The organism is Croceibacterium ferulae, assembly GCF_003660445.1.
Classification (GTDB): Bacteria; Pseudomonadota; Alphaproteobacteria; order Sphingomonadales; family Sphingomonadaceae; genus Croceibacterium; species Croceibacterium ferulae.
Genome location: NZ_QZVQ01000009.1, coordinates 24777 through 38354, shown reverse-complemented (window position 1 = coordinate 38354; position 13578 = coordinate 24777). Strand labels below are relative to the sequence as shown.

9 protein-coding genes are annotated in these 13578 nt (G+C 65.1%); 7 read left to right on the top strand and 2 right to left on the bottom strand.

Annotated features, from left to right (window positions below):
* Positions 1-23: 23 nt before the first annotated feature.
* Both rpoC and rpoB read right to left on the bottom strand, forming a co-directional pair.
* Entirely contained in the window at positions 24-4370 is a 4347-nt protein-coding gene (gene rpoC, locus D5S08_RS11630) for a DNA-directed RNA polymerase subunit beta' (protein ID WP_121118724.1), read from the bottom strand.
* A 78-nt stretch (positions 4371-4448) separates the two neighbouring features.
* Complete coding sequence (gene rpoB, locus D5S08_RS11625) at positions 4449-8630, bottom strand: DNA-directed RNA polymerase subunit beta (RefSeq protein WP_121118722.1); 4182 nt, start codon at positions 8628-8630, stop codon at positions 4449-4451.
* Between the two features lie 496 nt (positions 8631-9126).
* On the opposite strand from rpoB, the gene D5S08_RS11620 reads away from it, so the two are divergent.
* The 7 genes from D5S08_RS11620 (at position 9127) to groES (ending at position 13529) form a co-directional block, all read left to right on the top strand.
* Positions 9127-9666: a DUF2975 domain-containing protein gene (locus D5S08_RS11620; RefSeq protein WP_121118721.1), complete on the top strand. Its 540-nt coding sequence runs from the start codon at positions 9127-9129 to the stop codon at positions 9664-9666.
* Entirely contained in the window at positions 9666-9902 is a 237-nt protein-coding gene (locus tag D5S08_RS11615; protein ID WP_121118719.1) for a helix-turn-helix domain-containing protein, read from the top strand. Before D5S08_RS11620 ends, D5S08_RS11615 begins: the two co-directional genes overlap by 1 nt.
* 58 nt (positions 9903-9960) lie before the next feature.
* A complete protein-coding gene (locus D5S08_RS11610) occupies positions 9961-10257 on the top strand; it encodes a hypothetical protein (RefSeq protein ID WP_121118717.1) in 297 nt (98 codons plus the stop codon).
* A 328-nt stretch (positions 10258-10585) separates the two neighbouring features.
* Positions 10586-11101, top strand: a complete 516-nt coding sequence (rplJ, locus tag D5S08_RS11605) for a 50S ribosomal protein L10 (protein WP_121118715.1) — start codon at positions 10586-10588, stop codon at positions 11099-11101.
* Between the two features lie 80 nt (positions 11102-11181).
* Positions 11182-11553, top strand: a complete 372-nt coding sequence (gene rplL, locus D5S08_RS11600) for a 50S ribosomal protein L7/L12 (protein WP_121118713.1) — start codon at positions 11182-11184, stop codon at positions 11551-11553.
* A 177-nt stretch (positions 11554-11730) separates the two neighbouring features.
* Entirely contained in the window at positions 11731-13101 is a 1371-nt protein-coding gene (locus D5S08_RS11595; protein WP_121118711.1) for an MATE family efflux transporter, read from the top strand.
* Between the two features lie 140 nt (positions 13102-13241).
* Positions 13242-13529, top strand: coding sequence for a co-chaperone GroES (gene groES / locus D5S08_RS11590; RefSeq protein ID WP_039097319.1), 288 nt, complete (start codon positions 13242-13244; stop codon positions 13527-13529).
* Positions 13530-13578: the final 49 nt, after the last annotated feature.

Sequence of the window (13578 nt, the reverse complement as noted above, 5' to 3'; positions counted from 1 at the left end):
TCCCGTCCGAAAGGGCGTGGCGCTTATTCGCCGCCGCGCTCCGTTTCGGTGTCGTTCTCGGTCACTTCGCTTTCCGGCGTCTCGTCGCTCTGGATCAGGTAGTCGCCCGCATCGGCATCGGTGCCATGCGTCTCGCCTTCCATCCGGGCCAGCGGATCGTCACCGATCGCTGCCTCGGCACCCTGCAGCAGTTCGGCCGCATGCTCCTCTTCCGCCGTATTGGCGGCGATCAGTGCATCCTGCGCCCGCTTCCACTGCACCTTGATCGCAGCGTCGCGGCTGTTGGCCGTGACCCGCAGACGATTCATGCCCGCGCCCGTACCGGCGGGGATGAGCCGGCCGACGATCACGTTCTCCTTCAGGCCGTTCAGCATGTCCCTCTTCCCCTCGACCGCCGCCTGCGTCAGCACGCGGGTGGTTTCCTGGAAGGAAGCCGCCGAGATGAAGGACCGCGTCTGCAGCGATGCCTTGGTGATGCCCAGCAGGATCGGGAAGCCGGCAGCATGCGCCTTGCCCTTGGGCAGGCGGGCGTTGACTTCCTTCATCTCCGCCAGATCCAGCTGCTCGCCCGGCAGCAGGGTGGTGTCGCCACCATCGCTGATCTCGACCTTCTGCAGCATCTGGCGAACGATCACCTCGATGTGCTTGTCGTTGATCTTCACGCCCTGCAGTCGGTAGACTTCCTGGATTTCGGTGCACAGGTACTCGGCCAGCGCCTCGACCCCCATCACTTCCAGGATGTCATGCGGGTTCGGGCTGCCCGAGATCAGCGTGTCGCCCTTCTTGACGTGGTCGCCTTCCTGGACGTCGATCACCTTGGTCTTGGGGACCAGGTACTCCACCGGATCGCCCTCTTCCGGCACGATCGCGATCTTGCGCTTCGCCTTGTAGTCGCGGACGAATTCGATCCGGCCGCTGATCTTGGCGATGATCGCATTGTCCTTCGGCACGCGCGCCTCGAACAGCTCCGCCACCCGCGGCAGACCGCCGGTGATGTCGCGGGTCTTGGCAGCCTCGCGGCTGGCACGGGCGAGGATGTCGCCCGCTTCGACCTGCTGACCGTCCTCGACCGACAGGGTGGTGCCGGGCGCCAGCATGTAGCGCGCGGCTTCCGTGTCGTCCTTGCCGACGCTTTCCTCGCCAAGCAGGGTCATGCGCGGACGCAGGTCTTCCTTCTTGGAGCGGCCGGCGGCGCGATACTCGATCACCACGCGCTGGGCGATGCCGGTGGCATCATCCACCCGCTCTTCCAGCGTCTTGCCTTCCACCAGGTCCTGGTAGCGCACGATACCGGCGGTTTCCGTGATGATCGGCAGGGTGAACGGATCCCACTCTGCCAGACGATCGCCTTCCTTCACGCTCCCGCCGTTCTCGTGCATCAGCACGGTACCGTAAGGCACGCGGTGGATGGCGCGCTCGCGACCCTCGGCATCGATCACGGCGATCTCGCCATTGCGGGCCAGCGACAGCTGGCGGCCGCGCTTGTCCGTGATGGTCGGGATGTCGCGATATTCCACGCGACCGCTGCTGATCGCTTCCAGATGGCTGGTCTCGTTCACCTGCGCCGCGCCACCGATGTGGAACGTACGCATGGTCAGCTGCGTGCCGGGCTCACCGATGGACTGCGCGGCGATCACGCCGACAGCTTCGCCGATGTTCACCGGCGTACCACGGGCGAGGTCACGCCCGTAGCAGGTGCCGCACACGCCGCTCGCCGCGGTGCAGACCAGCGGCGAACGGATCTTCGCCACCTGCACCTCGGCCTCCTCGATCTTCGCAATCATCGGCTCGTCCAGCAGGGTGCCGGCCTTCGCCAGGACCTCGCCCGTCGCCACGTTCACGATATCCTCGGCGACCGTGCGGCCCAGGATACGCTCGCCCAGCGACGCGATCACGCTGCCGCCCTGGATGATGGCGCGCATCTCCAGTGCGTTGGTGGTCTTGCAGTCGTCCTCCACGATCACGCAGTCCTGCGACACGTCGACCAGGCGGCGCGTCAGGTAACCGGAGTTCGCGGTCTTCAACGCCGTGTCCGCCAGCCCCTTGCGGGCGCCGTGGGTGGAGTTGAAGTATTCGAGGACGGTCAGGCCTTCCTTGAAGTTCGAGATGATCGGCGTCTCGATGATCTCGCCCGAAGGCTTGGCCATCAGGCCGCGCATGCCCGCCAGCTGCTTCATCTGGGCCGGGGAACCACGGGCACCGGAATGGCTCATCATGTAGATCGAGTTGATCTGCTTCTGGCGGCCATTCTCGTCCAGCGGCGCGGCGCGGATCTCGTCCATCATGGCGTTCGCCACCTGGTCGCCGCAACGGCTCCAGGCATCGATCACCTTGTTGTACTTCTCCTGCTGCGTGATGAAGCCGTCCTGGTACTGCTGCTCGTAATCGGCCACCAGCGCCTTGGTCTCGTCCACCAGCTGCACCTTGCTGTCGGGGATGATCATGTCATCCTTGCCGAAGCTGATGCCTGCCTTGAACGCGTTGCGGAAGCCCAGCGCCATGATGGCGTCGGCGAACAGCACCGTGTCCTTCTGGCCGGTGTGACGATAGACCTGATCGATCACGTCGCCGATCTCCTTCTTGGTCAGAAGGCGATTGATGACGCTGTAGGGCACCGTGTGGCTCTTCGGCAGGCACTCGCCGATCAGCATGCGGCCCGGCGTGGTTTCCACGCGCGCCATGTACTGCTTGCCCTTCTCGTCCGTCTGCGGGACGCGGCTGGTGATCTTCGAGTGCAGCGTGACCGCACCCACATGCAGCGCCTGATGCACCTCGGCCAGATCGGCCAGGATGCTGCCCTCGCCCGGCTCGCCTTCGCGGTCCATGGACAGGTAGTACAGGCCCAGCACCATGTCCTGCGACGGCACGATGATCGGCTTGCCGTTGGCAGGCGACAGGATGTTGTTGGTCGACATCATCAGCACGCGCGCTTCCAGCTGCGCCTCGAGGCTCAGCGGGACGTGCACGGCCATCTGGTCACCGTCGAAATCGGCGTTGAAGGCGGAGCAGACCAGCGGGTGCAGCTGGATCGCCTTACCTTCGATCAGCACGGGCTCGAACGCCTGGATGCCCAGGCGGTGAAGCGTGGGCGCGCGGTTCAGCAGCACCGGATGCTCGCGGATCACCTCGTCCAGGATGTCCCAGACCTCCTTGCGCTCCTTCTCGACCCACTTCTTGGCCTGCTTCAGGGTCATGGACAGACCCTTGGCATCCAGACGGGCGTAGATGAACGGCTTGAACAGCTCGAGCGCCATCTTCTTGGGCAGGCCGCACTGGTGCAGCTTCAGTTCCGGCCCGGTCACGATGACCGAACGGCCCGAATAGTCGACGCGCTTGCCCAGCAGGTTCTGGCGGAAGCGGCCCTGCTTGCCCTTCAGCATGTCGGACAGCGACTTCAGCGGGCGCTTGTTGGCGCCGGTGATGACGCGGCCGCGGCGGCCATTGTCGAACAGGGCGTCAACCGCTTCCTGCAGCATGCGCTTCTCGTTGCGCACGATGATGTCAGGCGCGCGCAGCTCCATCAGGCGCTTCAGGCGGTTGTTGCGGTTGATGACCCGTCGATACAGGTCGTTCAGGTCGGACGTCGCGAAGCGGCCACCATCCAGCGGCACCAGCGGGCGCAGCTCGGGCGGGATGACCGGCACGACTTCCAGGATCATCCATTCCGGGCGGTTGCCGGAATCGATGAAGCTTTCCACGACCTTCAGCCGCTTGATGATCTTCTTGGGCTTCAGCGTGGACTTGGTGGTCTCCAGCTCCTCCAGCAGGTCCTTGCGCTCCTGCTCCAGGTCCAGGTCCATCAGCATGGTCTTGACCGCCGCGGCGCCGATATCGGCCACGAACGCGTCCTCGCCATACTCGTCCTGTGCGTCGAGCAGCTCGTCTTCCGTCAGCAGCTGGAACTTCTCCAGCGGCGTCATGCCGGGTTCGGTGACGATGTAGCTCTCGAAATACAGGACGCGCTCAAGCTGCTTCAGCTGCATGTCGAGCAGCAGGCCGATGCGCGAAGGCAGGCTCTTCAGGAACCAGATATGCGCAACCGGCGCTGCCAGCTCGATATGGCCCATCCGCTCGCGACGGACCTTGGTGACGGTCACCTCGACACCGCACTTCTCGCAGACGACGCCCTTGTACTTCATGCGCTTGTACTTGCCGCACAGGCACTCGTAATCCTTCACCGGACCGAAGATGCGGGCGCAGAACAGGCCGTCACGTTCCGGCTTGAACGTCCGGTAGTTGATGGTTTCCGGCTTCTTGATCTCGCCAAACGACCACGACCGGATCTTTTCCGGCGAGGCGATGCCGATCTGGATCTGGTCGAACGTCTCCGGCTTGGCGATCTGGTTCGTGAATTTGGTCAGTTCGTTCATTTTTCACATCCCATGAGGGGAAATCTTTCGAGGCGGATGCAGGCGGCGGCCCTCACAGGGCGCCGCCCGTTCCGTCCGTCATTCAGCCGCGATCTGCAGGCCGTCGCCATCCTCGTCCTCGTCCATGGAGGCGAGTTCGACGTTGAGGCCGAGGCTGCGCATTTCCTTGACCAGCACGTTGAAGCTTTCGGGAATGCCGGCCTCGAACGTGTCGTCGCCCTTGACGATCGCCTCGTAGACCTTGGTGCGGCCGACCACGTCGTCGGACTTCACCGTCAGCATTTCCTGCAGCGTGTAGGCCGCGCCGTAGGCCTGGAGCGCCCAGACCTCCATCTCGCCGAAGCGCTGGCCGCCGAACTGCGCCTTGCCGCCCAGCGGCTGCTGGGTGACGAGGGAGTAGGGGCCGATGGACCGGGCGTGAATCTTGTCGTCCACAAGGTGATGCAGCTTCAGCATGTAGATGATGCCGACGGTCACCGGCCGGTCGAACGGCTCGCCCGTACGGCCATCGTACAGCGTGGACTGGCCGGAGGAGGCATAGCCCGCCTTCAGCAGCATGTCGGTCACGTCCTGCTCACGCGCGCCATCGAACACCGGGGTGCCCATGGGAACGCCCGTGCGCAGATTGCCCGCCAGCTCGATCACCTCGGCCGTGGTGCGGCTGTCGAGATCCTCGTGGTACTGCTCGCCATAGATGTCCTTCAGCCGGTCCACGATGGCCGCCGGCGGGGGTGCCGCCTGCGGATCGGGATTGGCTTCGCGCCATTCGTCCAGCTGCGCCGCGATCTGCATGCCCAGGCCGCGGGCCGCGAAGCCCAGATGGGTCTCGAAGATCTGGCCGACATTCATGCGCGAAGGCACACCCAGCGGGTTCAGCACCAGGTCGACATGCGTGCCGTCCTCCAGGAACGGCATGTCCTCGACCGGCAGGATGCGGCTGATGACGCCCTTGTTGCCGTGACGGCCGGCCATCTTGTCGCCCGGCTGCAGCTTGCGCTTCACCGCGACGAACACCTTGACCATCTTCAGCACGCCCGGTGCCAGCTCGTCGCCGCGCTCCAGCTTCTCCTTGCGGTCCTCGAACTTGTCCTTGATGCGCTTCTGGGCCTCGTCATACTGGCCCTTCACCGCCTCGAGCTGCGCCTGCACGCCGTCATCGGCCACCGCGAACTTGAACCAGTCGTGCCGGTCGACGCTGTCCAGCAGCGCGCCGTCGATCGCCGTGCCCTTCTTGATGCCCTTGGGCGCCGAAGAGGCGGTCTGGCCGTCCAGCATCTCGCGCAGACGGTTCCAGGTGGCGCGGTTCAGGATCGCGCGCTCGTCCTCGCTATCCTTCTTGAGACGTTCGATTTCCTCGTTCTGGATCGCGCGGGTACGGTCGTCGATCTCGATGCCGTGGCGGTTGAACACCCGGACCTCGACGATCGTGCCGGACACGCCCGGCGGCAGGCGGAGCGAGGTGTCGCGCACATCGCTGGCCTTTTCGCCGAAGATCGCCCGCAGCAGCTTTTCTTCCGGGGTCATCGGGCTTTCGCCCTTGGGCGTGATCTTGCCCACCAGGATGTCGCCTGGATGAACTTCCGCGCCGATATAGACGATGCCCGCCTCGTCGAGGTTGCGCAGTGCCTCCTCGCCCACGTTGGGGATGTCGCGGGTGATGTCCTCCGGCCCCAGCTTGGTGTCGCGGGCCATCACCTCGAACTCCTCGATATGGATCGAGGTGAAGACGTCATCCTTCACGATCCGCTCGGAGATCAGGATGCTGTCCTCGTAATTGTAGCCGTTCCAGGGCATGAAGGCGACCAGGCTGTTGCGGCCCAGCGCCAGCTCGCCCAGATCGGTCGAGGGGCCATCGGCGATGATGTCGCCCTGCTCCACCACGTCACCCACCTTCACCAGCGGACGCTGGTTGATGCAGGTGTTCTGGTTCGAACGCTGGAACTTCTGCAGCGAGTAGATGTCCACGCCGGGATTGGTCGTGTCGACCTCGCCCGATGCGCGGATCACGATGCGGGTCGCGTCCACCTGGTCGACCACGCCGGACCGGGTGGCGGAGATGGCGGCGCCGGAATCGCGGGCCACGGTCTCTTCCATGCCGGTGCCGACGAAGGGCGCTTCCGCCTTCACCAGCGGCACGGCCTGGCGCTGCATGTTGGAGCCCATCAGCGCGCGGTTGGCGTCATCGTTCTCCAGGAACGGGATCAGCGATGCCGCGACCGACACCAGCTGCTTGGGGCTGACGTCCATCAGCGTGACCTGCTCGCGCGGGCTCATCGCGAATTCGCCGTTCTGGCGGGTGGACACCAGGTCCTCCGCAAAGCCGCCATCGCTGTTCAACTCGGCCGAGGCCTGCGCGACGGTGTGCTTCTGCTCCTCCATCGCGGACAGGTACTTGACCTCGCCGGTGACGCGGTTGCCTTCGACCAGGCGGTACGGCGTCTCGATGAAGCCGTACTTGTTCACGCGAGCAAAGGTCGACAGCGAGTTGATCAAACCGATGTTCGGGCCTTCCGGCGTCTCGATCGGGCAGATGCGGCCATAGTGCGTCGGGTGAACGTCGCGCACTTCGAAGCCCGCACGCTCACGCGTCAGGCCGCCGGGCCCGAGAGCCGAGACGCGACGCTTGTGCGTCACTTCGGACAGCGGGTTGGTCTGGTCCATGAACTGCGACAGCTGGCTGGAACCGAAGAACTCGCGCACCGCAGCGACCGCCGGCTTGGCGTTGATCAGGTCGTTCGGCATCACGGTGCTGACGTCGACGGAGCTCATGCGCTCCTTCACGGCGCGCTCCATGCGCAGCAGGCCGACGCGGTACTGGTTCTCCAGCAGCTCACCGACGGAGCGCACGCGGCGGTTGCCGAGATTGTCGATGTCGTCGACTTCGCCCTTGCCGTCCTTCAGGTCGACCAGTTCCTTGACCACGGCCAGGATGTCTTCCTTGCGCAGGGTGGTCACGGTGTCTTCCGCATCCAGGCCCAGGCGCATGTTCAGCTTCACGCGGCCGACGGCCGACAGGTCATACCGTTCGGCATCGAAGAACAGGCCTTCGAACAGGGCTTCTGCGGTCTCCTTGGTCGGCGGCTCGCCGGGACGCATGACCTTGTAGATCGCCTCCAGACCCTCGTCGCGATTCTCCGCCTTGTCGGCCTGCAGGGTGTTGCGCATCCAGGCGCCGGTGCTGACATGGTCGATGTCCAGCAGGCCCACCTGGTCGATGCCGGCATTGTCCAGCTTCTCCAGGTTCTCAGGAGAAACTTCCTCGCCCGCCTCGATGTAGATGCGGCCGGTGCTCTCGTCGATCAGGTCGAGCGCGGAATAGCGGCCGAAGATCTCCTCGGTCGGGATCAGCAGCGATTCCAGGCCGTCCTTGGCCGCCTTGTTGGCGGCGCGGGGGCTGACCTTCTGGTTGGCGGGGAACACTTCCTCGCCCGTCTTCGCGTCCATCAGCGGGAAGGTCGGCTTCTGGCCGCGCCATGCCTCCGGCGTGAAGGGGATTTCCCAGCCGGCGCCACTGCGCTTCCAGGTGACGGTCTGGTAGAAGTGGTTGAGGATCTGTTCCGCATCCATCCCCAGCGAGTAGAGCAGGGAGCTCACCGGCAGCTTGCGCTTGCGGTCGATACGGACGTTGACGATGTCCTTGGCGTCGAACTCGAAGTCCAGCCAGGAACCGCGATAGGGGATCACGCGCGCGGCGAACAGGAACTTGCCGCTGCTGTGGGTCTTGCCGCGGTCATGGTCGAACAGCACGCCCGGCGACCGGTGCATCTGGCTGACGATCACGCGCTCCGTGCCGTTGACGATGAACGTGCCGTTCTCCGTCATCAGCGGCATGTCGCCCATGTAGACGTCCTGCTCCTTGATATCGAGCACGGAGCGGGTCTCGGTCTCGGCGTCCACCTCGAACACGATCAGGCGCAGCGTCACCTTCATCGGCGCCGCATAGGTGATGCCGCGCTGGCGGCATTCGGTCGTGTCGTACTTGGGATCTTCCAGTTCGTAATGAACGAAGTCCAGTTCCGCCGTGCCGGCGAAATCGCGGATCGGGAACACCGAGCGCAGCGTCTTCTCAAGGCCGGAGACATAGCCGATCGAAGCGTCGGAACGCAGGAACTGCTCGTAGCTTTCGCGCTGCACCTCGATCAGATTCGGCATCTGCACCACTTCGTGGATATCGCCGAAGATCTTGCGGATGCGCTTCTTCTTGCTGCCGATCTTGGCGCCGGTGGAGGTGCCGGTCACTTCGGAGAAGTCAGTGGCCATGAAGGAGGTGCCTCTTCAGAAAGGCCGGCACCTTGGCGCCGGCGAGTAAATTTCGCTGGCGGGGAGCTGTTCGCAAGACGCGCGGAACGCCGCCCGGCGACTCGCCCTGCAAGCAAAGCGGTCGTGGCAGCATTGGCATATCTTGCGGAACGTGCCGGATGCTCATCCATCGCACAGACCCCCGCGCAGGCCCGGCTTTCTCGAATCTATCTGGCAGAGCGGGGATATAGGAGATGTCCCCCGGCGGGTCAACCAGCCCGCTCGAAGCACGGAGTCGCAACGTTATTCAATATTATTGATTGACGATATGTGAGAGCGGATTTATCGATAATCAACAATGCCGATACCGGAGATCGATATGACCCTGCCGTTCCGTCACACCGCTGCCGCACTCTCCGTCTTTCTCATCGCCTGTGCGGTTCTGGCGCCGGTCAGCCCGGCGACACCGTATCGCGACGCTCCTTTCCTCGCCTGACCTGAAGAAAGGATCAGCATCATGTCCGCACGCACTCTCGACCCCCTGCTCGTCACCGGCAAGGCCATTGTCATCCTCTGCCAGTGGGTGATGGCGATCGCCGGCATCACCCTGCTGATCGGAATGCCGCTGGTGGTCATCCTTGCCGACCGGATCACCGCTGAAATGCGGCTGGAGACCGGCAACCCCGCCATTTCCCTGCCGGTGCCGCTGGTGCTGGCCGCGCTGTTTATCTGCCTGGCAATCGCCACGCTGATGTACCTGTTTTTCCGCAACCTGCGGCAGATCGTCAACACCGTCGGCGATGGCGATCCGTTCGTGCCGGCCAATGCGGAGCGGCTGACGCGGATGGCCTGGGTGATGCTGGCGGCGCAGGCCCTGACCTTTGCCATCGCCCCGCTCGGCTACCGGATCGGCAGCCTGATCGCCGACGAGACGCTGACGGCCGAGAGCATGGACGTGGACTTCAGCGGCATCATCCTGGTGATTACCCTGTTCATCCTGGCACGCGTGTTCCGCCAGGGTGCCGCGATGCGCGACGATCTGGAAGGCACGGTCTGATGCCCCCCGCCATCGAACCCGAGGAAGGCACCCGCATCGTGGTAAAGCTGGACGAGCTGCTGCATCAGCGGCGAATGACCCTGACGGAGCTGTCCGAACGGATCGGCCTGACCCTTGCCAATCTGTCCATTCTGAAGACCGGCAAGGCCAAGGCGATCCGCTTCTCCACGCTGGAGGCGATCTGCCGGGAGCTGGAGTGCCAGCCGGGCGACCTGCTGGGCTACGGGAAGGATTGAGGAACCATGCTGCGGGTCCGCCGGTTGGGCAGGCTGACAATCAACGGGGACCTACCGCATGAACAAGCTCGCACTCGCCGCCCTGCCTTTCGCCCTTGGCCTGGGCCTTGCCGCCTGTGACGGTCCGGCCGAGCAGGCAGGCGAGGAGATCGACAACATCAACAATGTGAACGGCCAGGCCGAAGCCGAGGGCGAGCGTATCGATTCCATGCGCGAGGCGCAGGGTGACGCGATCGACGAGGCGGCCGACCAGATGGAAAACCGCGCCGACCAGCTGGAAGACACCGACCCGACCCGCGCCGCCGAAGTGGAAAGCACGGCAGAGGTGCTGGAGGATCGCGCGGACAAGATGTAAGGGGATCGCTGCCGCCCGCACCGCGGATGGCAGCTTGACCTTTGTCGCCGGCACGTTAAAGGCCCGCCCCGATCCGGCGGGCCTTTTCGTGTCTGCCGAATCATCCGTCCGAGACAGCCGGTGGGGGCTCCCCCCTTAATTTCCAGCCTAGGCGGGGACAGAGTTTCACCGGGTCTTCGTACCCGTTCGCGCCGCCGGCCTGCCGGGGTGCATCTCCTTCCCTTGTCGCAACGGACCCGCCCTGCCCGCCCCGCGCGGTGCAGGACAACGCAGCCGGTCGCGTGCGAGGCTTACGCCTCGTGCACGGCCACAAGTGAAGGAGTAAGGCATGGATCGTTCGCAGAAAGCCGACGCGGTCGCCCAGCTCAGCGAAGTCTTCGGCGAGGCCGGCGTGGTGGTTGTCACCCGCAACCTCGGCCTGACGGTCGCGCAGTCGACTGTACTGCGCTCGAAGATGCGTGACGCAGGCGCGACTTACCAGGTGGCGAAGAACCGCCTCGCCAAGCTCGCCATCAAGGATACCGACTATTCGGGTCTGGACAGCTACCTGTCCGGTCCGACCGCGCTCTCCTACTCGGTTGACCCTGTCGCCGCGGCCAAGGCCGTCGTCGACTTCGCCAAGGGCACCGACAAGATCGAGATCGTGGGCGGTTCCATGGGCGCGCAGGTGCTCGACGCCGATGGGGTCAAGGCGCTCGCCTCGATGCCGTCGCTGGACGAGCTGCGTGGCACGATCATCGGCCTGGTGCAGGCTCCGGCGACCAAGATCGCCCAGCTGACCACCGCGCCCGCCGCCAAGCTTGCCCGCGTCTTTGCCGCCTATGGCGACAAGGAAGCCGCGTAAGCTGCGCAGTGAATGTGAATACCCGCTGGTCCGGCACTGATGCCGCCAACGGGCAACCTTATCGAACGGAGTGAATAATCATGGCCGATATCGCCAAGATCGTCGAAGACCTGTCGCAGCTGACCGTGCTGGAAGCTGCCGAGCTCGCCAAGGCTCTGGAAGAAGCATGGGGCGTGTCCGCCGCTGCCGCCGTTGCCGTCGCCGGCCCGGCTGCCGCTGCTGCTCCGGCTGAAGAAGAGAAGACCGAATTCGACGTCATCCTGACCGGCGACGGCGGGAAGAAGATCCAGGTCATCAAGGAAGTCCGCGCCATCACCGGCCTGGGCCTGACCGAAGCCAAGGCTCTGGTCGAGGGTGCTCCCAAGGCGATCAAGGAAGGCGTGAACAAGGCCGAGGCCGAGGACATCAAGGGCAAGATCGAAGCTGCTGGCGGCACGATCGAGCTGAAGTAATCGGCTGCTGCCGGCCCCTTCGCGGGCGCCGGCGCTGCACAGGAAAGGGCGGCTCCCGCATTGCGGGCAGCCGCCCTTTTCGCGTTCGCGAGCGTTTTTCCGGATGGGCGGGCCAAAGCGCCCTGTCCTGTCGATCCGGGCTTCCCAGCAAGGCTGCGGCCCCCTACCGCGCCGGCGATGCGCCTGTCCTCTGCCCTTCGCACCGAACTGGGTGCCACGATGCACCTGGCCGGGCCGCTGGTGGTGGCCGGCCTGCTGCAGATGGCGCTGGGTGCCACGGACATCGCCTTCATAGCCAGGCTCGGCCCCGAGCCGCTGGCGGCCGCGAGCCTGGCGGTTGCGCTGTTCAGCGTCACTATCTGGGCGCTCAGCGGATTGTCGGGACAGGTCGGCGCCCTTGCCGCGGCGGCGATCGGCGCGCGCGGCCCGGCGGTGCGCGAGGTTCGTCGGATCACCCGCATGGGTCTGTGGCTGGCGGTGGCGAGCGGGTTGCTGGCGATGGCGATCTGCGCCGGGGGCGAGCGGCTGATGCTGCTGACCGGGCAGGACGCAAGGATCGCGGCGATGAGCGGCGATTACCTCGACATCATGCTATGGTCGGCCATTCCGCTGCTGCTGAGCAACGTGCTGCGCGCCTTTGTCTCCACACTGGGCCGACCCGTCTTCGCCACGGTGGTGGCGCTGCTGTCATTGCCGCTGAACGGGCTGGGCAATTACCTGCTGGTGTTCGGGGCATGGGGTGCGCCCGCACTGGGGTTGCGCGGCGCGGCGATCGCCAGCGTGCTGACCGCGGTGATTGGCGTGATCATGTATGTGGCTGCCATCCAGCGCGACCGGCGCTTGCGGCGCTATTACCTGTTCGGCAATTTCTGGCGACCCGACTGGCCGCAGATCCATCGGCTGCTGGTGGTGGGCATTCCCGTGTCCATCACCATTGTGGCGGAAGCGGGCCTGTTCGGCGCCGCGGCCTTCCTGATGGGTCGGATCGGCGCGCTGGAGCTGGCGGCACATACGTTGGCCCTGTCCATCGCCTCGCTGGCATTCCAGATCCCGTTCGGCATCGGCCAGGCGGCAACGATCCGCGTCGGCTACCATTTCGGTGCCGGCGACGCGGCGGGCGTGGGCCGGGCGGGACTGGTCGGCATGGCACTGAGCCAGGTCTTCGCGCTGGCCAGCGCCGCCCTGATGGTGGAGGCGCCGCTCTGGGTGCTGACGCCGTGGATCGACACGGATACGCCGGGCAACGCGCAGCTGGTGCAACTGGCGGTCGCCTATCTGGTGGTCGCCGCGGCCTTCCAACTGGCCGACGGATTACAGGCGGTGCTGCTGGGCGCGCTGCGTGGCCTGCAGGACACGCGCACCCCGATGGCCTATGCCATTGCAGGCTACTGGCTGGTCGGTTTCGGCCTGGCGATCGGGCTTGGTTTCTATACGCCGCTACGGGGCACCGGTGTATGGCTGGGGCTGGCCATCGGCTTGCTGATCGTGGCCGTGCTGCTGCTGGTGCGGTGGCGGCGCAGAGGGCGGCTGGGCCTGATCGCCGCCTGAGCACGCGTCATCGCCGTGCAAGAATTTCCGGGCACATGCCGGTTGACGCCGGCCACCGCTCTGCACATATGCGGGGCGCTGGCACTCTCGACCGGAGAGTGCCAATAGCAATTATCATCCAAGAGGAAGAGGTCATAATCATGGCATTCCGTCCGCTGCACGACCGTGTTCTGGTCCGCCGTATCGAGGCCGAGGAAAAGACGGCCGGCGGCATCATCATCCCCGACAGCGCCAAGGAAAAGCCGAGCGAAGGCGAGATCGTCGCCGTCGGCACCGGCACCCGCGCCGAGAATGGCACCGTCACGCCCCTGGACGTCCAGGTCGGTGACCGCGTGCTGTTCGGCAAGTGGGGCGGCACCGAGGTCAAGCTCGATGGCGAAGACCTGCTGATCATGAAGGAAAGCGACATCATGGGCGTGGTCGGCTGAACAGCCACCGCCTTTGACTGCTTTTCCGATCCCCCTGAGATAGAAGGAA